General features: G+C 52.9%; 18 protein-coding genes and 1 other RNA gene. 12 read left to right on the plus strand and 7 right to left on the minus strand.

Features of this window, described 5'->3' with window-relative positions; genetic code table 11:
- Window positions 1–157: 157 nt before the first annotated feature.
- The 3 genes from SJI19_RS14450 to SJI19_RS14460 form a co-directional block, all read right to left on the minus strand.
- On the minus strand, window positions 158–472 hold the full coding sequence (locus tag SJI19_RS14450) for a helix-turn-helix domain-containing protein (RefSeq protein ID WP_323478962.1): 315 nt from the start codon (window positions 470–472) through the stop codon (window positions 158–160).
- Window positions 469–810, minus strand: a complete 342-nt coding sequence (locus tag SJI19_RS14455; protein WP_323478963.1) for a toxin — start codon at window positions 808–810, stop codon at window positions 469–471. The genes SJI19_RS14450 and SJI19_RS14455 overlap by 4 nt, the downstream gene beginning before the upstream one ends.
- Window positions 811–884: 74 nt before the next feature.
- Complete coding sequence (locus tag SJI19_RS14460; protein ID WP_323478964.1) at window positions 885–1,778, minus strand: LysR family transcriptional regulator ArgP; 894 nt, start codon at window positions 1,776–1,778, stop codon at window positions 885–887.
- Window positions 1,779–2,014: 236 nt separating this feature from the next.
- Between SJI19_RS14460 and rpiA the strand changes: the two genes are divergently transcribed.
- The gene (gene rpiA, locus SJI19_RS14465; protein ID WP_323478965.1) at window positions 2,015–2,671 is read left to right on the plus strand and encodes a ribose-5-phosphate isomerase RpiA; all 657 of its coding nucleotides are present in this window, start codon (window positions 2,015–2,017) and stop codon (window positions 2,669–2,671) included.
- A gap of 305 nt (window positions 2,672–2,976) precedes the next feature.
- Window positions 2,977–4,209: a phosphoglycerate dehydrogenase gene (gene serA / locus SJI19_RS14470; RefSeq protein WP_323478966.1), complete on the plus strand. Its 1,233-nt coding sequence runs from the start codon at window positions 2,977–2,979 to the stop codon at window positions 4,207–4,209.
- A 105-nt stretch (window positions 4,210–4,314) separates the two neighbouring features.
- Here serA and SJI19_RS14475 read toward each other — a convergent pair whose 3' ends face one another.
- The 3 genes from SJI19_RS14475 to zapA all read right to left on the minus strand — a co-directional run bounded on the left by SJI19_RS14475 (window position 4,315) and on the right by zapA (window position 5,602).
- The gene (locus SJI19_RS14475) at window positions 4,315–4,914 is read right to left on the minus strand and encodes a 5-formyltetrahydrofolate cyclo-ligase (protein WP_323478967.1); all 600 of its coding nucleotides are present in this window, start codon (window positions 4,912–4,914) and stop codon (window positions 4,315–4,317) included.
- Window positions 4,915–5,028: 114 nt separating this feature from the next.
- Window positions 5,029–5,212: non-coding RNA, 6S RNA (gene ssrS, locus SJI19_RS14480), on the minus strand.
- 60 nt (window positions 5,213–5,272) lie between these two features.
- Window positions 5,273–5,602: a cell division protein ZapA gene (gene zapA / locus SJI19_RS14485; protein ID WP_323478968.1), complete on the minus strand. Its 330-nt coding sequence runs from the start codon at window positions 5,600–5,602 to the stop codon at window positions 5,273–5,275.
- Window positions 5,603–5,745: 143 nt separating this feature from the next.
- Between zapA and SJI19_RS14490 the strand changes: the two genes are divergently transcribed.
- The 8 genes from SJI19_RS14490 (at window position 5,746) to eptB (ending at window position 16,815) form a co-directional block, all read left to right on the plus strand.
- Window positions 5,746–6,327: a YecA family protein gene (locus SJI19_RS14490; RefSeq protein WP_323478969.1), complete on the plus strand. Its 582-nt coding sequence runs from the start codon at window positions 5,746–5,748 to the stop codon at window positions 6,325–6,327.
- 47 nt (window positions 6,328–6,374) lie between these two features.
- Complete coding sequence (pepP, locus tag SJI19_RS14495) at window positions 6,375–7,688, plus strand: Xaa-Pro aminopeptidase (protein ID WP_323478970.1); 1,314 nt, start codon at window positions 6,375–6,377, stop codon at window positions 7,686–7,688.
- Window positions 7,689–7,690: 2 nt separating this feature from the next.
- Entirely contained in the window at window positions 7,691–8,869 is a 1,179-nt protein-coding gene (gene ubiH, locus SJI19_RS14500; protein WP_323478971.1) for a 2-octaprenyl-6-methoxyphenyl hydroxylase, read from the plus strand.
- Window positions 8,870–8,899: 30 nt separating this feature from the next.
- A complete protein-coding gene (gene ubiI / locus SJI19_RS14505) occupies window positions 8,900–10,102 on the plus strand; it encodes an FAD-dependent 2-octaprenylphenol hydroxylase (RefSeq protein ID WP_323478972.1) in 1,203 nt (400 codons plus the stop codon).
- Between the two features lie 367 nt (window positions 10,103–10,469).
- Window positions 10,470–11,567, plus strand: coding sequence for a glycine cleavage system aminomethyltransferase GcvT (gene gcvT, locus SJI19_RS14510; protein ID WP_323478973.1), 1,098 nt, complete (start codon window positions 10,470–10,472; stop codon window positions 11,565–11,567).
- Window positions 11,568–11,593: 26 nt separating this feature from the next.
- Complete coding sequence (gene gcvH / locus SJI19_RS14515; RefSeq protein WP_323478974.1) at window positions 11,594–11,986, plus strand: glycine cleavage system protein GcvH; 393 nt, start codon at window positions 11,594–11,596, stop codon at window positions 11,984–11,986.
- Window positions 11,987–12,064: 78 nt separating this feature from the next.
- A complete protein-coding gene (gene gcvP, locus SJI19_RS14520) occupies window positions 12,065–14,929 on the plus strand; it encodes an aminomethyl-transferring glycine dehydrogenase (protein WP_323478975.1) in 2,865 nt (954 codons plus the stop codon).
- Between the two features lie 233 nt (window positions 14,930–15,162).
- Entirely contained in the window at window positions 15,163–16,815 is a 1,653-nt protein-coding gene (gene eptB, locus SJI19_RS14525; protein WP_323478976.1) for a kdo(2)-lipid A phosphoethanolamine 7''-transferase, read from the plus strand.
- Window positions 16,816–16,870: 55 nt separating this feature from the next.
- Here the strand turns inward: eptB and SJI19_RS14530 are convergent, their stop codons facing one another.
- Complete coding sequence (locus SJI19_RS14530; protein ID WP_323478977.1) at window positions 16,871–17,923, minus strand: LacI family DNA-binding transcriptional regulator; 1,053 nt, start codon at window positions 17,921–17,923, stop codon at window positions 16,871–16,873.
- 277 nt (window positions 17,924–18,200) lie between these two features.
- Between SJI19_RS14530 and SJI19_RS14535 the strand changes: the two genes are divergently transcribed.
- Both SJI19_RS14535 and SJI19_RS14540 read left to right on the plus strand, forming a co-directional pair.
- On the plus strand, window positions 18,201–20,240 hold the full coding sequence (locus SJI19_RS14535) for a glycoside hydrolase family 31 protein (protein ID WP_323478978.1): 2,040 nt from the start codon (window positions 18,201–18,203) through the stop codon (window positions 20,238–20,240).
- 57 nt (window positions 20,241–20,297) lie between these two features.
- On the plus strand, window positions 20,298–21,677 hold the full coding sequence (locus SJI19_RS14540) for an MFS transporter (RefSeq protein ID WP_323478979.1): 1,380 nt from the start codon (window positions 20,298–20,300) through the stop codon (window positions 21,675–21,677).
- Window positions 21,678–21,705 lie beyond the last annotated feature (28 nt).

The raw sequence follows: 21,705 nt of genomic DNA on the forward strand, positions 1-21,705 counted from the left end.
CGGGCGTTTATCTTCGACAACCTGGCCTTCATCATCGCGCCAACGACGCAATGTCCGCGTGAGGAACCGAGGAGATAAGCGGCCTTGTAACGAGAAGCACCTTGCCTCACGGTACCGCTTAACGTGAGTTTTCGTTCCATTGAGCGTCAAGCCCCAGTTACAGCGCGGCCAGTGTCGCCAGCGTCGCGGGGTGTTGTTCGACCATTCTGATCAACAGCACCGCCTGCGGATTGGGTTTTGCTCTTCCCTGTTCCCAATTTTGGTAGGTGGTTAACGCAGTATGCAGATACAGGGCAAAAACGGCTTGAGATAAGTGTAGCTTTTCCCGCACGGCTCTGAGCTCCACAGGAGATAAAAGAGCGTTTTTTTTCAGTGCGACCCGATGGGTTTTAAGTGTGGTTTTACCGGCGTTTAGGTCACTCCATGCCGACATTCCCTCGACCAGTTCATCAAAAATATGACGCTCGCTCATAGCGTTCCGCCTCCTTTGAGGATATTGAGCATCGCCCGCAGCATAGTGCGTTGCTGTGGCGAGAGATCGGCTGCTTCATTTTTATCGTATAAGGTAAACAGCAGAAAGTGGGCGTGTTCCGTCCACCAATAATAAATCACCCGAATCCCACCACGTTTACCTTTGCCGCGTCGGGCATCGGCAAAGCGAACCTTTCTTAACCCACCGGTGTGCTGGATCACATCCCCACAGGCCGGGTTAGCCAACAACAATTGCTGGAGTTGACTAAATTCTTCATCGGTTAAATACTCCGCGCGATGATTTTGAAAGGGTGGAAGTTCTATAAAAACAGCATCCATTGTCGCTATTCACATCATCCGTCCTGAATAGCCGTCATTCTATCCCCAAGTTGAGTATAGTTCAACGTTAATTCTCAGGCCTGGCGCAATACCTGCCGGCCATAGGAGAGCAGGGCATCGGTGACTTTGCGCATCATGCGGCTCTCTGGGGCGAAACGATGCCAGAACAGCATCCGGCGCTGGTAAAGTCCCGGGGTCAGGTCAATGAGTTCACCTGCCGCCAGCTCGGGTTCGATTTGCAAATGCGGGATCATGCAACAGGTAGTACCCTGGCGCGCCAACTGCACAAATGCCTCAGACGAGTTGACGATGTGGCAAGGGACGCTGCCGGGCGTTAAATCAAAATTTTGCTGCAAAAATGCCTGATGCATATCATCAAGATGATCGAATGCCACTGCCGGGGCTTTTAGCAATGCACTGCGGGTTACGCCGTTGGGAAAATAACGTTCGGCAAACGGTTTGGATGCGACGAACAGATAATCCAGGGCGCCTAACTGATCCACCAAGCAGCTGGGCAACGGCTGGGGATGAATACTGACCGCACCGACGACTTCCCCGCGCCGCAGTCGTTCCTGGGTGCGGGTTTCATCCTCAACCTGGAGGTTTAAGCGGATAGGCGAGTCGGTCAATACCGGTTTTAACGCCGGCAGCAGCCAGGTGGCCAGGCTATCGGCGTTGACCGCCAGCGACAGCAGTAGCGGCGCATCACTGCCGCTATCGGTGCCCAACCACTCATCTTCCAGCAGTTCTACCTGATGCAGTAGCGCCAGCAGCTTTTGGCCTTGCTCTGTGGGCCGTGGTGGAATGGTGCGCACCAATAAAGGTTGTCCAAACAGGTTCTCCAACTGTTTTATGCGCTGTGATACCGCCGATTGCGTTATACATAATTTTTGCGCGGCACGTTCAAAACCTCGTTCACGTATCACGGCGTCGAGCGCCTGCAGCGTTCGATAGTCCGGGCGTTTCATTTGTTATCCTCTGCGTGGTTGGTTTTTGCATGCCGTTAGCGTGTTGTTTTACGCTGTTTGCCACTGTGTCCCACTATGCCATAGTTATCTCATCATAAGCTGCCCTTTTTGGGGCGTGAAATTTAAGCACCGAATGCGCCGAGGCTTTTTTGCCGCCGGCTGTGGCGCAAATCGCGCCAATTGGCCGGTTCTGCTTTATAATGTGACCAACTCTCTTCTAAAAGGTTAAACCTAACATGACACAGGATGAACTGAAAAAGGCGGTTGGCTGGTCGGCACTGCAGTATGTTAAACCTGGCATGGTTGTCGGGGTGGGTACCGGCTCCACGGCAGCGCATTTTATTGATGCACTGGGCAGCATCAAGCAGCAAATCGTCGGGGCGGTGTCCAGCTCCGACGCGTCGTCGGCAAAATTACAGGCGCTGGGTATTCCACTGCTGGATCTCAACAATATTGATGTGCTGGATATTTACGTCGATGGCGCTGATGAAATCAATGCGCATATGCAGATGATCAAAGGTGGCGGTGCCGCGCTGACCCGCGAAAAAATCATCGCTGCGGTGGCGCGTAAATTTATTTGTATTGTCGATGCCTCCAAACAGGTGGACGTGCTGGGGAATTTTCCGTTGCCGGTGGAGGTGATCCCGATGGCGCGCTCCTTTGTTGCCCGTGAACTGGTGAAATTGGGCGGGGCGCCTGAATATCGCCAGGGCGTACTGACGGATAACGGTAATATCATCCTCGACGTGCGCAACCTGCGCATCATTGACGCCATCGCGCTGGAAGATAAAATCAACAGCCTGCCCGGTGTGGTAACCGTTGGATTATTTGCCCGGCGCGGGGCCAATGTCGCGCTGATTGGCACTGCCGAGGGAGTCAAGATTATTGAGTAGCACACCGTTTACAGCATTGTCGCCGGTCCGTCGTTTTATCGGCGGCGGATGTTAATTTTTTTTACATAGCATTTTTTATTTCACTTATTAAAATTCAGTGATAAATATCACATTTTAGTCTTTTGCCTACTGTATATATGACACCTTGGACGCTGGCTAGAGGATTTATCCATATCAATCGCTTATGTCTGCGTCTTATGCTGTTGTGCAGTGCTTTGGTCGTATTGCCGTGACGGCAATATTTGTTATTTTGTCTGGGTGCTGTGTATTGCAGCCGCATCTGATGTTTCATAAAGGGTCGGGAAATGGCAAAAGTATCGCTGGAAAAAGACAAAATCAAGTTTCTGCTGGTTGAAGGTGTCCACCCGTCTGCGCTGGATAACCTCAAACGCGCCGGTTATACCAATATTGAGTATCATAAAGGCGCAATGGATATCGATACACTCAAGGCATCCATCCGCGATGCACATTTTGTCGGTATTCGATCCCGTACCAGTCTTACCGAAGAGGTGTTTGCCGCTGCAGAGAAATTGGTTGCCGTCGGCTGTTTCTGTATCGGTACCAACCAGGTCGATCTTAACGCCGCAATGAAACGGGGTATCCCGGTATTTAATGCGCCTTTTTCCAATACCCGTTCCGTGGCTGAAATGGTGCTGGGCGAAATGTTATTGATGATCCGCGGCATTCCTGAGGCCAACGCTAAAGCTCACCGTGGACAATGGAACAAGCTGGCGGCGGGAAGTTACGAAGCCCGCGGTAAAAAATTAGGCATCATCGGCTACGGCCATATCGGTACTCAATTGGGGATACTGGCTGAAGGCCTGGGAATGCAGGTATTTTTCTATGACATTGAGAGCAAGCTGCCACTGGGTAACGCCCAACAGGTGAACTCCATGCAAGAACTGCTTAATCTCAGCGATGTGGTGACGCTGCATGTGCCCGATAACCAGTCCACCCGCAATATGATGGGCGAAGCCGAATTTTCCCAGATGAAACCCGGTGCGCTGTTTATCAATGCCGCGCGCGGTACGGTGGTGGATATTCCGGCATTATGCGCGGCTCTGGCCAGCAAACATCTGGCCGGTGCCGGTGTGGATGTTTTCCCGCAAGAACCTGCGTCCAATAGCGATCCGTTTAATTCACCGTTGTGTGAATTCGACAATGTGATCTTGACGCCGCACATTGGCGGATCAACCCAGGAAGCCCAGGAAAACATCGGGGTAGAGGTGGCCGGAAAATTAGCCAAATATTCTGATAACGGTTCCACACTTTCTGCGGTTAACTTCCCTGAAGTGTCACTGCCGGAGCATGGCGAACGTGTGAGTCGGTTGCTGCACATCCATGAAAATCGCCCGGGCATCCTGACCCGTATCAATCAGATTTTCGCCGAGCAAAGCATCAATATTGCCGCCCAGTATCTGCAAACCACCGCGGAGATTGGTTATGTGGTGATTGATGTTGAAACCGATGCTGAAAATGCTGCACTGCAGTTATTAAAGGCAATTCCCGGCACTATCCGCGCCCGCTTGCTGTACTGATATTCCGCACCACGTCCCAAACATCGGGGCGTGGTGTTTCCCCCGCGACCCCACCATGAACCCTGCCCGACCTTGTCATATCCCTGGGTGCTTGCCACCCGTGAACTACCAGCGCCAGTGTCGCGACGGTGTGACGATTTCCGGCAGCGGAACGTCCCAAGGTTCGTCGGGTACGGCCGCGACCTGCTGGCAGTCATGGGCCAGTCCGATAGGGTAGAATCCGGCATCGCGGCGCCAATGGCGCAATGTACGATCGTAAAATCCGCCGCCCATCCCCAGTCGCTGTCCTCGTTCATCAAATGCCACCAGTGGGGTAAACAGGATCTGCAACCGGGCGACGGGCAACAACTGGGTGACATCGAGTTTGGGTTCGTCGATACGCAGCCGGTTTTTAAGCAGTGGTGTGTTGGCATCGTAGCGCTGGAACAATAAATGTCCCGGGCAAAACGGGTGGAGCACCGGCAGATAGACCTGCTTGCCAAGCTGCCAAAATACCTCGATCAGCGGGCGGGTATCGAGCTCGCCGTCAAACGATAAAAACAGGGCCAGATGGCTGGCGGCGGCGATACGGGCATCGGCCAGCAGCCGGTTCATCAATGACGATGCCGCCTGGGTTTGCTGCAATGCGGTTAATTGCCGTCGTTGGGTGCGGATATGGTTGCGGATTGACTGGCGCTGGAGTGAGAGTGGTGTTGATGGGATCATGGGAGTTCTGCGTATGGCTAGTGTAGGTTATAAGTACCAGGTAATAAGTAACTCACAATGAACACCAAGCAATAAAAGCCAAGTAATAAACGCTAGGTAAAGAACCCGAGGAAAGGGATCTCCGAGATGCCGCCGTAGGCTGTAACCCTTGAACCCATGGTTCAAGTTGAACACAGCGTTACAACCTTAAGGCTTCTCGGACGAACCGAGCTTGCGCACCAGTCATAGATCGCCACATTCTTGTGGTAAAAATTATCGGCTCAGGGGACGGGCCCACTGGCAAACATCTCAGAGAAATTCAATAAGAGATACTATACATTATTTCTTCATCATTCGCGAGTCTCGCTCAGCGATGATGTTATTCGAACTGGGTGCCCGGACGTTCGGAAATCCGACCTTGTTCCACCAGCGCTTGTTCGATCGTCTGCTGTAATAGGCGGATCCGTTGCTCCATGTTGGCGGCGTAATCACGGGTCTTTACCCTTTCTTGCGTTAACTCGTGGCAAATGTTTAACGCCGCGATGAAAACGAGCTGTTCTGTATTGGTGACTCTAGTGCGTACTTTAAGATCTTGCAACCGTTGATTGAGATCTTCTGCCGCCTGGTTCAACGCATCTTGCTGCTCTGGCGGGCAATTCACCCTTAGGGTACGGCCAAAAATCTGAATATCTACTGGTTGTGCGGACATACCACCTTCCTGCTTTGTTACCGCGCCTGCGCTGGCAAATCCCGCTTCATCATCACGGGAACACCGAGCGGACGCCACTATACCCTATCTGACCTTGGTGGTAGCATAACACGAACTTATCCTGCCAACGATGATGATAGCGCATGTCTATACAAAATACCTTTCCGAACTACGAGAAGCTCGACCAAATGCTCAATCAACAAGCGGTAGCGCTGACAGCAGCCGAGATGCATGGACTGATAAGCGGCCTGCTGTGCGGCGGCAATGAGGACCACAGCTGGCAGACCATGGTGCATGAGCTGACCAACGAAGGACTTGCCTTTTCGCAAACCCTGGCCGATCCACTGCGTCAGTTGCATGAGGCTACCGCGCACTCCCTCGCTGACGGGGAATTCATGTTCCAGATGTTGTTGCCGGATGACGACAACGCGACGGTATTTGCCCGGGTTGATGCCCTGGCGGGTTGGGTAAACCATTTTTTGCTGGGGCTGGGAATGGTCCAACCCAAGTTGGATAAGGTCAAGGGCGAATTAAAAGAAGCCATTGACGACCTACGGAATATTGGCCGCTTGGGCTACGATGAGGATGAGGATCAAGAAGAACTGGCCCAGTCATTGGAAGAAGTCGGCGAATACGTCCGTATGGCGGCCATCCTTTGCCATAACAGTTTTACCCATCCCGAGCAGACTGATGTGCCGGACAATTCCCGACCGACGCTACACTAAGCGCTATCTATACCTGTAAATTTTTCCTTACCGTAAGAGAGAGAGTGATGACACAACAAGAATATTTACGCCGTCGTCAGGCATTGTTGGCAAAAATGGCCCCGGCCAGCGCGGCCGTTATTTTTGCTGCCCCGGTGGCGACGCGTAATGCCGACAGTGAATATCCTTATCGTCAAAACAGCGATTTTTGGTATTTTACCGGCTTCAATGAGCCGGAAGCGGCCTTGATACTGATAAAAAGCGACGAAAGTCATCACCATAGCGTGCTGTTTAATCGGGTGCGCGATCTCAGCGCCGAAACCTGGTTTGGCCGCCGGTTGGGGCAGGAGGCGGCCCCAGCCGCATTGGGCGTGGATCGCTCACTGCCATGGGCGGAGATGGCTCAACAGTTGCACCTGCTGCTCAACGGGCTGGATGTGGTTTATCACGCGCAAGGCGAATACGACTTTGCCGATACGCTGGTGTTTAACGCGCTCGATACCCTGCGCAGCGGTTACCGTCAGCAGCTGAGTGCACCCGCCGCGATGATTGACTGGCGCCCTTGGGTACATGAACTGCGGTTGTTTAAGTCTGACGAGGAACTGGCTATCATGCGCCGTGCCGGCGAAATTAGCGCGCTGGGACATACCCGGGCCATGCAATATTGCCTACCTGGCCAGTATGAATATCAGTTGGAAGGGGAGATCTTGCATGAGTTCACTCGGCATGGCGCGCGTTTTCCCTCATACAACACGATTGTCGGTAGCGGCGAAAACGGCTGTATTCTGCATTACACGGAAAATGAGACACCAATGCGCGACGGTGATCTGGTGTTGATTGACGCCGGGTGTGAACTTGAAGGTTATGCCGGCGACATTACGCGAACCTTCCCGGTAAATGGCAAATTCACCGTCGCTCAGCGGGCGATTTATACGCTTGTGCTGGCGATGCTGGAACATTCACTGCAACAGTTCAGGCCTGGCGTCAGTATTCGCGAGGTGAACGAACAGGCGGTCCGTATCATGGTGAGCGGACTGGTGAAACTGGGTGTCATGCAAGGTGAGGTCGACGCGCTGATCGCCGCCCAGGCACACCGGCAATTTTTCATGCACGGTTTAAGCCACTGGCTGGGGTTGGATGTTCATGATGTGGGGGATTACGGCACTCCTGAACGGGGGCGGATCCTGGCACCCGGCATGGTGCTGACCATTGAGCCGGGTATCTACATCCCGCTCAATGCCGATGTGCCCGAGCAATATCGTGGTATCGGCATCCGCATCGAAGACAATATTGTCATTACAGAACAAGGCAATAGTAATTTGACGGATTCAGTGGTGAAAGACCCTGACGCGATTGAAGCGTTGATGGCAGCGGCGCGCTAACGATGTCGGTAATCATTATTGGTGGTGGCATGACCGGCGCCACGTTGGCGTTAGCCTTATCCCATATGACCGGCGGCAGGCTGGCCATTGATCTGGTGGAAGCCGCTGCGCCGGAAAGCCGGGCGCATCCGGGTTTTGACTCCCGCGCTATCGCGTTGGCCCAAGGAACCTGCCAGCAGCTTACCGACATCGGCGTGTGGCCATCGTTGCAATCCTGCGCCACGCCCATTACCCAGGTGCAGGTGACCGATCGCGGCCATCTTGGCCAGGTACAGTTGTCGGCGCAAGATTATCGTCTGCCGGCCTTGGGTTATGTGGTGGAATTGCACGATGTGGGACAGCGGCTGTTTGCGCTGTTACGCCAGGCGCCAGGGGTCAGATTGCATTGTCCTGCCCTCCTGACGGGCATTGACCGGCAGCGGGACCGGTTGTTGGCAACGCTCAATACCGGTGAGCAACTTACCGGACAATTGCTGGTCGCGGCAGACGGTTCCCACTCTGTGGCGGCGCGCATCTGCAATATGCAATGGCAGCAACGTGACTACCAGCAAATGGCGATCATCGCCAATGTCAGTACTGCACAGCCTCATGCGGGCCGGGCGTTTGAACGTTTTACCGAGCACGGGCCGCTGGCTTTGCTGCCCATGTCTGGCGGACGCAGTTCGCTGGTCTGGTGCCTTCCCATATCCAGGCACGAAGAAGTTGATGCCTGGAGCGACGCGCATTTTATCGAGCTGCTGCAACGCGAGTTTGGCTGGCGCTTGGGGCGCATTACCGCCGTTGGGACACGACAGTGTTATCCGTTGCAATTGCGCAGCGCCATCCGACACATTGGCCACCGTCTGGCACTGGTGGGCAATGCCGCTCAAACACTGCATCCGATTGCCGGACAAGGTTTTAATTTGGGCATGCGTGATGTGATGACGCTGGCACAAACATTGGCTGCCGCGACCTACCAGGGGGAGGATCTCGGCGATTACCGGACGTTGCAACGCTATCAGCAACGTCGGTTACCCGATCAGACTGCCACGGTAGGGGTTACTGATGGTTTGATTCGCTTGTTTGCCAACCGGTATTTTCCGTTGGTCATCGCGCGTAACCTTGGCCTGATATCCATGGCCTCTTCATCCACCCTGCGCGACGCGCTGGCGCGGCAAACATTAGGCTGGGTTGCGCGTTAACCCCAGTTCGCTGATAAGGATTTTCCGAGTATGCAAGCATTTGACGTGGTAATTAACGGCGGCGGCATGGTTGGGCTGGCGCTGGCCTGTGGGCTACAGGGCAGCGGGATGCGGGTGGCTGTGGTGGAACGGCAAGTGCCACAAGCGATTCCCCCGGCGCATAGCCCAGCACTGCGGGTCTCGGCCATCAACGCCGCCAGCCAGCGCCTGCTCGAACATGTGCAGGTTTGGGACGACATCGTCGCCCAACGCGCCGCGCCTTATGTCGGCATGGAGGTCTGGGATAACAACAGCTTTGGTAAAATTGCCTTTGATGGTGGCGCACTGGGGTATGCCCAACTGGGCCATATCGTCGAAAATCCGATCATTCATCAGGCGTTATGGCAGCGGGCCGACCGGTCGGCCGAGGTGAGCGTGTTTTGTCCTGCGGCGTTGCAGCAGGTGGCTTGGGGCGAAAACGAGGCGTTTATTACGCTTGATGACGGTCGGATGCTTACCGCACGGCTGGTGGTGGGTGCGGACGGTGCCCATTCGTGGCTGCGCAACTATGCCAACATTCCCCTGACCTTCCGCGATTATCAGCATCATGCCTTGGTCGCCACGATTCGCACCGCCCGCCCACACGGCGGCATTGCCCGTCAAGCGTTCCACGGTGACGGCATCCTGGCTTTCCTGCCGCTGAGTCAGCCGGATCTGTGCTCTATCGTCTGGTCGTTACCGCCGGCGGATGCCGCGCGTTTGTTGGTCATGCCGGCGGCTGAATTTAACGCGCAGTTGGCGCGGCATTTTGATTTGAGGTTGGGATTGTGCGAACTGCGCAGTGAACGCCTGACGTTCCCGCTTACCGCCCGCTATGCGCGCGATTTTGCCGCCCATCGCCTCGTATTGGTCGGCGATGCGGCCCACACGGTGCATCCTTTGGCCGGGCAGGGGGTTAACCTGGGATTCATGGATGTTGCCGAGCTCTTGTCCCAGTTGCGCCGCCTGCAACAAGCAGGTAAAGATATCGGACATTATCCCTACCTGCGCCGTTATGAACGCCGTCGCAAACACAGTGCCGCCTTAATGCTGGGCAGTATGGAAGGCTTCCGCCAACTGTTCGACGGCAACCATCCGTTGAAAAAATGGGCGCGGGATGCGGGGTTGCGCCTAGCCGATACGCTGCCGGGTGTTAAACCGCGCTTAATCCGCCAAGCGATGGGCCTTAACGACCTGCCGGGGTGGTTGCAATAGGGTATCATTGACTGAAATAATCTAATTTAACCTCAATATTTGCCTTACATTTTCTAATGTCAGACGGGTTTCACTGCCTTTTCCCGACGCTGTATGCAGCAATTATTGTTATCATATTTGGCGTTACAGCGCTCGGTGTTATGGTTTGTGCGTCGCAATAACTATTTTACTAGCATAATATCCTGATAAGACCACTTCATCCCCCTGCGGTCCCTGATGCCACTACCCTAATTTAATTTATGGTTTCCCTGATGATTAGGTGGTAACTTCTGGCCAAAGGTATCGTTTGCGCACGCCCGGTTTATGACCAAGGCGTAGCGACACATCGCGTTTTAATGCGCCTGAATCGAAGATTAAAGAGGAACAGATGGCCCAGCTGACATCGTTATATGAACAGCACGTTGCGTGCGGCGCAAAAATGGTGGATTTCCATGGGTGGATGATGCCGCTGCACTATGGTTCACAGCTGGAAGAACATCACCAGGTGCGGCGCGACGCCGGCATGTTTGATGTGTCCCATATGACCATTATCGACTTGCACGGTCCCCGTACCCGCGATTTCCTGCGTTATCTACTGGCCAACGACGTTGCCAAACTTACCGTGCCGGGCAAAGCGCTTTATAGCGGCATGCTTAACGCCTCCGGTGGCGTGATTGATGATCTGATCGTCTATTTCCTCAGCCCAACCGACTACCGTCTGGTGGTGAACTCCGCCACGCGTGAAAAAGACGTGGCCTGGGTGAGCGATCACGCACAACCCTTTAACGTCGAGGTCAAGGTTCGTGATGATTTGGCGCTCATTGCCGTCCAAGGACCGCAGGCTCAGTCAAAGTCCCGCACCTTGTTTGACCCTGAGCAGCAGGCGGCGGTGGCCGGGATGAAGCCATTTTTTGGCGTTCAATCAGGTGATCTGTTTATTGCCACCACCGGCTATACCGGCGAAGCCGGATTTGAAATCGCCTTACCGAAGACGGATGCGGCGGCGTTCTGGCAGCGACTGCTGACGGCGGGCGTCAAACCTTGCGGATTAGGCGCGCGTGATACGCTGCGCCTGGAAGCAGGCATGAATCTCTACGGACAGGAGATGAACGAACGCATTTCGCCGCTGGCCGCCAATATGGGTTGGACCATTGCGTGGCTGCCGGAAGATCGTGATTTTATCGGCCGATCGGCGCTGGAAACGCAGCGGATCGACGGTACCGAACAACTGGTCGGTCTGGTCATGACCGAAAAAGGGGTATTGCGCAACGACCTTACCGTGCACTTTACCGACGCTGCCGGTAATATGAAAACCGGCGTGATCACCAGCGGTTCTTTCTCGCCAACCTTAGGCTTTAGTATCGCTCTGGCCCGTGTACCCGCCGGTATTGGCGAGCAGGCTATTGTATTAATCCGTAACCGCGAAATGCCGGTTAAGGTCACCAAACCTGGTTTTGTCCGCGCGGGTAAACCGGTCGTTCAATAATCAACTTTGCAATAGAGAGGAAGGCAATGAGCAATGTGCCGAAAGATCTAAAATATACCACCTCCCACGAGTGGGTGCGTTATGAAGGCGAAGGCATTTATTCCGTTGGCATTACCGAACATGCCCAAGAGTTGCTCGGTGATATGGTGTTTATCGATTTGCCGGAAGTGGGCACCGATTTCGCTGCCAGCGATGATTGCGCGGTAGCCGAATCAGTCAAAGCGGCATCGGACATTTATGCGCCTATCGCCGGTGAAATCGTCGAGGTGAACGACGAGCTTGAAGCGTCGCCGGAACTGGTTAATAGCGCACCTTATACCGACGGCTGGTTATTCCGTATCAAAGCCAGCGACGAAAGTGAAGTTGATGCGTTACTCGATGCCGAGGCCTACGAGGCCACCATTGAGGATGAAGACTAACCCGCGCGCCCCGGCTCTGTGCCGGGGCAGTGATTCATATAATTCCCCGTTCCATGCCCGATGCAGGAAGTGTTGTTTATGACCCAAACTCTCAGCCAGCTAGAACATAATGGTGCCTTTATCGAGCGCCATATTGGCCCTGGCGCACAGCAACAGGCGCAAATGTTGGCGGCTATTGGCGCCGATACGCTTGATGCCTTAATCAAACAAATCGTTCCGGCTGATATTCAACTTTCAGCCCCTCCCGCGGTAGGGGATGCGGCAACGGAAGCACAGGCGCTAGCGGAGTTAAAGGCCATAGCCGGCCTTAATCAACGTTACAAAACCTACATTGGCATGGGATACAGTGCGGTGATCACCCCGCCGGTGATCCTGCGTAATATGCTGGAAAATCCGGGCTGGTATACCGCCTATACCCCTTATCAGCCTGAAGTGTCCCAGGGGCGTCTGGAAGCACTGCTTAATTTTCAGCAGTTGACCCTCGACCTGACCGGCCTGGATATTGCTTCAGCGTCGCTATTAGATGAAGCCACCGCCGCTGCTGAAGCCATGGCGCTGGCCAAACGTGCCAGCAAGCTTAAAGCCGCGAATGTTTTTTTCGTGGCCGATGACGTACACCCGCAAACCCTGGATGTGGTGCGCACCCGTGCGACGACCTTCGGTTTTGATATTGTGGTCGGTAAACCGGCCGACGCCTTAGCGCTAAACGGCGTATTTGGCGTGTTGCTGCAGCAGATCGGTACCACCGGGGAGTTGCATGATTACCGCACCCTGTTGGCCGAACTGAAAACCGGCAAAATCATCAGTTGCGTGGCCGCTGATATGATGACGTTGGTATGGTTGGCCGCACCAGGTGCCCAAGGGGCCGACGTGGTGTTTGGTTCGTCCCAGCGCTTTGGTGTGCCTATGGGTTACGGCGGGCCGCACGCGGCATTTTTTGCCGCCCGCGATGAAGTGAAACGATCCATGCCGGGACGGATTATCGGCGTGTCCCGCGACGCTGCCGGCGGCATTGCGCTGCGCATGGCGATGCAGACTCGCGAGCAACATATCCGTCGCGAAAAGGCCAATTCCAATATTTGTACCTCTCAGGTGTTACTGGCCAATATTGCCGGCCTGTATGCGGTATACCACGGACCAGACGGTCTCAAACGCATTGCCGGGCGTATTCACCGCTTGACCTCTATCCTGGCCGCTGGTCTGACGGCAGCGGGTCTGAAACCGCGGTTTGCCTGCTGGTTCGATACGCTGACCGTGGATGTGGCCGATAAAGTTGCGGTGATACAGCGTGCACTGGCGCGCGGGGTTAACCTGCGTAGCGATTTGGCCGGCGCGGTGGGTATCACCCTGGATGAAACCACCTGTCGTGAAGATATTGTTTCGCTCTTTAACGTGTTGACCGGTGATGATCGGCCGTTAGATATAAGCGCACTGGACGCCGCCGTGGATGAGGTGATCCCTGCGCCATTGCTGCGCACCACGCCTATCCTCACGCATCCGGTGTTTAATCGCTACCATAGCGAAACCGAAATGATGCGTTATATGCATCGGTTGGAACGCAAAGATCTGGCGCTTAATCAAGCGATGATCCCGTTAGGTTCCTGCACCATGAAACTTAACGCTGCCGCCGAGATGATTCCCATCACCTGGCCCGAATTCGCCGAGTTGCACCCGTTTTGTCCCACCGAGCAAGCTGAAGGCTATCAGCAGATGATCGCCCAACTGTCGCGTTGGCTGGTACAGCTGACGGGCTATGATGCGCTGTGCATGCAGCCCAACTCCGGCGCTCAAGGGGAATACTCCGGCATGCTGGCGATCCGTCGTTACCACGAAAGCCGCAACGACGGCGCCCGCAAGATTTGCCTGATCCCCAGCTCCGCCCACGGTACCAATCCGGCATCGGCGCAAATGGCCGGCATGTCGGTGACGGTAGTGGCCTGCGATAAACACGGTAATATTGATTTGCATGATTTACGGCAAAAGGCTGAACAGGCTGGCGATCGGCTGTCGTGTATCATGGTGACCTATCCTTCCACCCATGGGGTATATGAGGAAACCATTCGCGAAGTGTGCCAAATCGTTCATCAATACGGCGGCCAGGTCTATCTGGACGGCGCAAACATGAACGCCCAGGTCGGCATCACGTCGCCGGGATTTATCGGCGCTGACGTTTCCCATCTGAATTTGCATAAAACCTTTTGTATACCCCACGGCGGCGGTGGGCCAGGCATGGGGCCCATCGGGGTTAAAGCGCATTTGGCGCCGTTTGTCCCTGGACATTCAGTGGTGCGCATCGACGGCGTGTTGACTCAACAGGGTGCGGTCAGCGCGGCCCCCTTCGGCAGTGCCTCCATTTTGCCGATCAGCTGGATGTATATCCGTATGATGGGTGCCGAGGGGCTCAAGCAGGCCAGTCAGGTCGCTATCCTTAATGCCAACTATATCGCCAGCCGTTTGCAGTCGGCTTACCCGGTGCTGTATACCGGCCGGGGCGGACGGGTGGCCCATGAATGTATTCTGGATATCCGGGCGATAAAGGAACACAGCGGTATCAGTGAAATGGATATTGCCAAACGCCTGATTGACTATGGTTTCCACGCGCCAACCATGTCTTTCCCGGTCGCGGGCACGCTGATGGTGGAACCGACTGAATCGGAAAGCCAGGTGGAGCTGGATCGTTTTATAAACGCCATGTTGGCGATTCGTGGCGAAATCGAACGGGTAGCCAGCGGCGAGTGGCCGTTGGCGGATAACCCGTTGGTGAATGCGCCGCACATTGAGCGCGAGCTGGCAGGGGAGTGGTCACATCCCTACAGCCGGGAGACGGCGGCATTTCCGAGCGGTTATAGCGATAAATACTGGCCAAGTGTAAAACGCCTGGATGATGTTTATGGCGATCGGAACCTGTTCTGCTCTTGTGTGCCGATAGACGCTTATCAATAAATTTTTTTGACGATAGTGTCTTCCCCTTCCCGGCCCTGATCCGCCACGGTAAAGCACCGCGGCGGATCAGGGTCGATTATTTTTCCGCGTATTCGTAAGAAAACATGTACTGTTACATCATAATGCTCTTCGCAAGCTGACCCAAGGGAACCTAGTGGGGCATTTGTTTGTCCGACAATCACCATAATAAGACGGCAGATTATTCATAAGCCAAATAGAGAATAAAGTATTTAATGAGAACACTTATACAATGGACCCAACTCAAAATTTCCCTATTTGTTGCCTTATATATCGGGGTTGGACTTAACATACCCATCCTGATTCGCCGCTACCAACACCTGCAATATGATCATGTATTATCGATTTCTATCGAGATTCTGGCGTTGTTTTCGTTGGTGTTTCTGCTGGGATTGCTACTGTCACTGTTTGGTAAAATCTGCTATCGGGTCTTGATGACCCTGCTGGTGCTCAGTTCGGTGGCCGCCAGCTATTACATGGTGTTATTTAACGTTGATATCGGCTATGGCATTTTGGCTGCGGTGATGACCACTGACGTGGATCTTTCCAAAGAATCGGTGGGTTATCATTTTGCCCTATGGATGGTGCTGGTCAGTTTGGTACCGCTGGTGCTGATTTGGCTTTCACCGATGACGGAAGCGGCGTTCAGCAAAACCAACCCGCGCAAGATGGTCAAAAAAGCACTGTTGATCCTGACTGCCGCTGCTTGCTGCTGGGTGCCGCTAAAACTGATGGGCAAGGTGCAAGATCAACACGATCGGCTCAATAACCGTACCATGGCCAGCTATGGTGGCGTGGTGGCCGGCACCTATTCTCCCTCAAACTGGCTGTCGGCCTTGGGTTTGTTGATCTACAGCTCTTATAGCCAGTCCGAGGACAGTCGCAACCTATTTGATCCTGCCGCGCATTTTACCTATGTCGCGCCCAAGGATATCAACGACATGTATGTGGTGTTTATCATCGGCGAAAGCGCGCGCCGTGATCATCTGGGGGTATACGGCTACCAGCGCGACACCACCCCTAATCTGGCTAAAGAACCCAATCTGGCCTTATTGCAGGGATACTCCTGCGATACCTCAACCAAGCTTTCCTTGCGCTGCATGTTTGTGCGCGAGGGTGGGGCGTCCGAAGCGCCGCAGCGCACGTTAAAAGAGATGAACGTATTTTCGGTGCTCAAAAAACAAGGATTCAGCTCGGAGCTGTTTTCCATGCAAAGTGAGGCGTGGTTTTACAATAAGGTAATGGCAGATAATTATGCCCTGCGCGAAACTATCCAGGCGGAAAAACGCAATGCCGGTAAACCGGTGGACGATATGGCGTTGGTGAGCGAATTACACGATTCCGTGGCGCGTCATCCTCAGGGGAAGCATTTGATTATCCTGCATACCAAGGGTTCACATTATCTGTATACGGAACGCTATCCGCGTGAGTTTGCCCGCTACCAGCCTGAATGCCAGGGCATTGATGATCAGTGCTCTACCGAGGAACTGATTAATTCCTACGACAATAGCCTGCTGTATACCGATTATTTTCTTGAACAGGTGTTTAACCAACTGCGCGATCGCAATGCGATTGTGTTTTACGCCTCGGATCATGGTGAATCGATTTCGAAGAATATGCATTTTCACGGAACGCCGCGGGATCGGGCGCCGATAGAACAGCGCAGTATTCCCATTATGGTCTGGGCGTCAAACCGCTTTCTCAAAGAGCCCGATCACCAGGCGGCCTTTGCGCAGTTGCGCACCCTGGCGGCGGCTAAAACACCGGTATTTCACGAAAAACTGTTTGACAGCATTTTGGGCTGCATCGGTTATACCTCGCCGGACGGTGGCATCGTCGCACAGCGTAACTGGTGCCAGAAACAGTAAACCGTTATGGCTTTGCACATACCAAGCATTACGTGGCGCCAAATATTGGCGTTGCTTAACGCTTGGGGTAATCAGTTGACTGCGGCATAGCCATTACCGGCTCGTGGCTTAACGTATCGTTCCTTGTGAGTGACACCAGCGTTTGCATTGGTGGTTCACAACACTTTATGGCATGAAGAACGGAATGCGCCAATACCTCACCCAGTTCAGCGTGGTTGACGACAAACCCTGTTGGTGCCGGTGTCAGAAACGATGAAACATCACTACTCACCACACCACAATTCATGGCGATATCGCGTTCGGGGTCAAGACCTTGGCAACGCAGACGGTGGTAAGCGCCAACTATCTGTATATCATTGATAAAAATGACATAATCCGGTCTTTCGGATAACGATAAAAAATGATCCATGGACAAATAACCGGTCTGCTCGCCAATATCCCCCTGGAAAATAATGTCTTCGCGCACCGGCAGACCGTGGCGTTGCAGACACTGGCGGTAGCTGTCGACAAAGCATTTACCTTGCATGCTGTCTCGCCCCAGGGTCACCAGTGCAATATGACGATAACCTTTGGCTATTGCTTGCGTGGTCGCGGTGTCAGCCATCTGGGAAAAATCCATATCCACCCAATTAAATGCTCCCGCTAAGGTTTCGCTGCGACCAAGCGTCACGAACGGAAAATGATGTTGCTGCAAAAAAGAAATTCTACTGTCATGTACCAAGGTGTCGGTAAGGATCACGGCGTCAGCTTTACGTTGGCTGATAACCTTAGTCAGCCAAACCTGTTCTTCCCTCACATCCTGCGCCATGTGTAGCACCATATCCATGGAATGCTCCAGTAGAACCTGCTGCAGTCGCCTGGAAATCTTCATAAAGAACGAGGCAGTGTAGAAATTATCCTGGTTATCACTTGGCAATAGCAGGGCGATGGTCTCCGCTTTACCTTTACGCAAGTTTCGTCCTGCCGCATTGGCTGAATAACCCAACCGCTGTGCTTCCTCTAACACTTTGCGCCGGGTAGCGGTACTGACTTCGGTGGAATTGTTTAGCGCTCGGGAAACGGTGGCTATGGATAAATTTAAATGACGAGAAAATTCTTTGATATTCATTTCATGATCCTACATAAATTACTGACTTATTATATGCATAAATTTGCTATTTAATAGTAGATATTTGCTTTAATACCCGTTTTGGCAGAATGGGCATGAAATGAAATGATTTACTACCCGTGACTTTATTACATTGATCACAAAACGAGAATAAATACATTTTTACGTAAACGTTTCCGTTGACTGATTCTAACATTGAAATCATAGTCGTAAACGTTTCCGCTTTAATTATAACCACCCTCTTTAATATTTAAATTACCCTTATAGGGATAAATGAATGAATACATTACGGATCGAAGGCAATACGCTGACATGGTCATACAACGGCCAATCATTAACTATTATTGCCTGGGGTGACGATAGCCTGCGAGTGCGTGCTTCCCTAACAGGTGAATGCCGTGGGGACGACCTTTGGGCGCTGTTGCCCGCGGCTGATATTATCCCCACGTTTGTACAAAACGAACATAGCATCACCATGATTAATGGCAAGATACATGTAACCGTTGATCAGCAAGGCCGGGTTCAATTTCATAATCAAGAGGGGCGTCTATTATTAGCGGAGATGTGGCGGCAAAGGGATAATGGTGAAAAATTTTGGGACGATGGATTTAATAAGACTATCAGCGCGCTGAAAATATCCGGCAGGGAGTTTAAACCACTAGCTGGGGATGCTTATCGTATCTCGGTTCGCTTTGAGCCACATTGCGAGGAAAAACTGTATGGCATGGGGCAATATCAGCAGTCATTTCTGGATTTAAAAGGCAGCATTCTTGAACTGGCACAGCGAAATTCACAGGCTAGCGTGCCTTTTGTCGTATCGAATCAGGGATATGGCTTCTTATGGAATAACCCCGCAGTGGGTGAAGCCTGCTTTGCTAAAAACGGTACTCGCTGGACCGCCGAAGCAGCGCGCCAGATTGATTACTGGATCACTGCCGGCGATACACCGGCAGCGATTGTTAAAAACTATGTCGCTGCTAGCGGAAAACCGCCGTTAATGCCTGATTATGCTCTGGGACTTTGGCAGTCAAAACTGCGCTACCGCACCCAGGATGAATTGTTGTCAGTGGCGCGTGAATACCAACGGCGCGGGATCCCGCTGGCGGTGATTGTCGCGGACTTTTTCCATTGGCCCATACAGGGTGATTGGCGATTTGATGCGCGCGAATGGCCGGACCCGCAAAGTATGATTGACGAGTTAAAGGCTATGGGCACCGAACTGATGGTGTCCGTTTGGCCGACGGTGGATGTTCGCTCAGAGAATTACGCCGAAATGAATGAAAAGGGGTATTTGGTCAATAGCAATAAAGGTCTGAATATCAATTTTGATTTCCTTGGCAACACGCGGTTTATCGATGCCACACACCCGGGCGCTCGGCAATTTCTATGGCAAGCGCTGAAACGAAACTATTTTGATCAGGGTGTGCGTTTGTTTTGGCTGGATGAGGCTGAGCCAGAATATGGCATCTATGACTTTGATAATTATCGTTATCACATAGGTAATACCTTAGAAATCGGCAATATTTATCCGTTGTGTTACACCCAAGCGGTGTTTGACGGGCAGAAAGCCGCAGGGGTAGAGGCACCGGTCAGTCTGGTGCGTTGCGCCTGGGCCGGCAGTCAGCGTTACGGCGCCTTGGTCTGGTCTGGTGACATCCAGTCGTCATTTGCCTCCATGCGTAACCAGCTATGCGCTGGACTCAATATGGGCATGGCAGGTATTTCCTGGTGGACCACCGATATCGGTGGTTTTCATGGCGGTAATGTCACTGATCCACAATTCCATGAATTATTGATCCGTTGGTTCCAGTGGGCGGTTTTTTGTCCGGTGCTGCGCATGCATGGTCATCGGGAACCGATAACCGAGCCATCAATTCCTTGGCGCGACGGTATCGCACAGTGCAATACCGGTGCCGGCAACGAACTTTGGAGCTTTGGCGAGGCAACCTACACGATTTTGCAGCGCTATGCGACATTGCGTGAAACGCTAAGACCGTATTTAACGATGCTGATGAACGAGGCCCATGAAACCGGCGCACCGCTGATGCGGCCGATGTTTTATGAATTTCCGGCACAGCCAGAAAGTTGGCAGTGCGAGGATCAGTATATGTTCGGCGCCGATATGTTAGTGGCTCCGATACTGAACGCCGGCCAAACACATCGGCGGGTTTTTCTGCCTGACGGCGCTGACTGGATTGATGCCTGGACCGGGCAGCAACAGCCCGGCGGCGTCACTATCACCACCGACGCGCCACTCGACGTTATTCCTTTGTTTATCAAAGCCGGTGCCAACGCACTAACGCTGTTCAATTTCTGATCATGTCAGTCCGCACAGACGGGCACTACCCTCACCCTACATATATCGGAGCACAGCATGACAAGTAGAATCGTAACACAGACCGGTGTGCAACAGCCCACCGTGCCCAGCAGTATGACGTTACTCGAAAAAATCGGTTATGGTTTTGGCGATGCGGGCGGCACGGTAATTACTGGGCTTATCAGTAATTTTTTGACATTTTTTTACACTGATGTATTTGGCTTGACGCCAGCGCTGGTCGGGACATTGTTTGTGGTTTTACGGGTGCTTGATGCGGTGTCCGACCCGATGATTGGTATTGTGGCTGACCGAACGTTCACCCGCTGGGGGCAGTTCCGGCCCTATTTGCTGTGGACGGCAGTACCTCTTGGTTTGATCGGTTTTCTGACCTTTGTTGTGCCAGATATTGCCTATCATTGGAAGGTCGTCTACGCCATTGTCACCTATTTCCTGTTGTCATTACTTTATTCACTGAACAATGTGCCCTACTGCGCGCTGATATCCAAGATCACTAATAACCCGCGTGAGGTCGTTTCCTGCCAATCCTTCCGTTTTGCCATATCGGGTGGTGCGGGTTTTGCCGTGGCGGTGGGGTTACCGTTCATGGTCACGCATCTTGGCGGTACCAACGTTGCGCGCGGCTATGCATTGGGAGTGGGTATTCTCTGTTCTCTGGCAGTGCTGATGTCACTGTTTTGCTTTTTTAGTGTGCGTGAGCGTAATCACAATGAACCAGGCCATAAGTTTGTTATTCGGGAAAATCTAGCCAACATTAGGAAAAACGATCAGTTGATACTGACTTTTTTCATGTCGCTGCTGCTGATTGGTATTTTTAATACCAAAGGTGGGGCGGCAATGTACTTTATTACCTATGTGCTGCATGGCAACGCTGGCTACACCTCGTTATTTTTTGGGTTGGCGACGTTTGGCGGTATTCTCGGCTCGATTTTCGTGCAATTTTTTACCCGTCGTTTCGAAGTGAAAAATATTTATTTTGCGGTGAATATGCTGCTGGCAGTGAGTCATTTTGCGGTTTATTTTGTTCCAGGAGCCTATACCACCTGTTGGCTAGTGCTGGTATTTATCTGCTGTGTAACACTGGGCTTCACCTTGCCATTACACTTCACCATGGTCGCTTTCGCGGATGATTATGGCGAATGGAAATCTGGGGTGCGCTCATCGGGCATGAACTTTGCCTTCAACCTGTTTTTCGTCAAACTTGCGTGGGCGCTGGCGGGTTCCATTATTAGCATTACCCTGGTGATTATTGCTTATCGGGCCGGGGTAGAAAATCAAACGCCCACGTCACTACAGGGAATTACGTTATTGTCTACGGTCATTCCCGGGGTGTTGCATCTGTTGCTCGCGTTGACGGTGAGACGGTTTAAAATCGACAAACGTATGCTGAAGCAGATGGCTGTGGATTTGAAAAAATAACGTTGCTTGTCGAAAGGTGAGGGTTGTG

This window comes from Acerihabitans sp. TG2, assembly GCF_035013185.1.
Lineage (GTDB): Bacteria > Pseudomonadota > Gammaproteobacteria > Enterobacterales > Enterobacteriaceae > Acerihabitans.

Excerpts from the sequence above, each read along its gene's own strand:
- SJI19_RS14450 (WP_323478962.1), bottom strand. The coding sequence starts at position 472 with ATGAGCGAGCGTCATATTTTTGATGAACTGGTCGAGGGAATGTCGGCA.
- SJI19_RS14455 (WP_323478963.1), bottom strand. The coding sequence starts at position 810 with ATGGATGCTGTTTTTATAGAACTTCCACCCTTTCAAAATCATCGCGCG.
- SJI19_RS14460 (WP_323478964.1), bottom strand. The coding sequence starts at position 1,778 with ATGAAACGCCCGGACTATCGAACGCTGCAGGCGCTCGACGCCGTGATA.
- rpiA (WP_323478965.1), top strand. The coding sequence starts at position 2,015 with ATGACACAGGATGAACTGAAAAAGGCGGTTGGCTGGTCGGCACTGCAG.
- serA (WP_323478966.1), top strand. The coding sequence starts at position 2,977 with ATGGCAAAAGTATCGCTGGAAAAAGACAAAATCAAGTTTCTGCTGGTT.
- SJI19_RS14475 (WP_323478967.1), bottom strand. The coding sequence starts at position 4,914 with ATGATCCCATCAACACCACTCTCACTCCAGCGCCAGTCAATCCGCAAC.
- zapA (WP_323478968.1), bottom strand. The coding sequence starts at position 5,602 with ATGTCCGCACAACCAGTAGATATTCAGATTTTTGGCCGTACCCTAAGG.
- SJI19_RS14490 (WP_323478969.1), top strand. The coding sequence starts at position 5,746 with ATGTCTATACAAAATACCTTTCCGAACTACGAGAAGCTCGACCAAATG.
- pepP (WP_323478970.1), top strand. The coding sequence starts at position 6,375 with ATGACACAACAAGAATATTTACGCCGTCGTCAGGCATTGTTGGCAAAA.
- ubiH (WP_323478971.1), top strand. The coding sequence starts at position 7,691 with ATGTCGGTAATCATTATTGGTGGTGGCATGACCGGCGCCACGTTGGCG.
- ubiI (WP_323478972.1), top strand. The coding sequence starts at position 8,900 with ATGCAAGCATTTGACGTGGTAATTAACGGCGGCGGCATGGTTGGGCTG.
- gcvT (WP_323478973.1), top strand. The coding sequence starts at position 10,470 with ATGGCCCAGCTGACATCGTTATATGAACAGCACGTTGCGTGCGGCGCA.
- gcvH (WP_323478974.1), top strand. The coding sequence starts at position 11,594 with ATGAGCAATGTGCCGAAAGATCTAAAATATACCACCTCCCACGAGTGG.
- gcvP (WP_323478975.1), top strand. The coding sequence starts at position 12,065 with ATGACCCAAACTCTCAGCCAGCTAGAACATAATGGTGCCTTTATCGAG.
- eptB (WP_323478976.1), top strand. The coding sequence starts at position 15,163 with ATGAGAACACTTATACAATGGACCCAACTCAAAATTTCCCTATTTGTT.
- SJI19_RS14530 (WP_323478977.1), bottom strand. The coding sequence starts at position 17,923 with ATGAATATCAAAGAATTTTCTCGTCATTTAAATTTATCCATAGCCACC.
- SJI19_RS14535 (WP_323478978.1), top strand. The coding sequence starts at position 18,201 with ATGAATACATTACGGATCGAAGGCAATACGCTGACATGGTCATACAAC.
- SJI19_RS14540 (WP_323478979.1), top strand. The coding sequence starts at position 20,298 with ATGACAAGTAGAATCGTAACACAGACCGGTGTGCAACAGCCCACCGTG.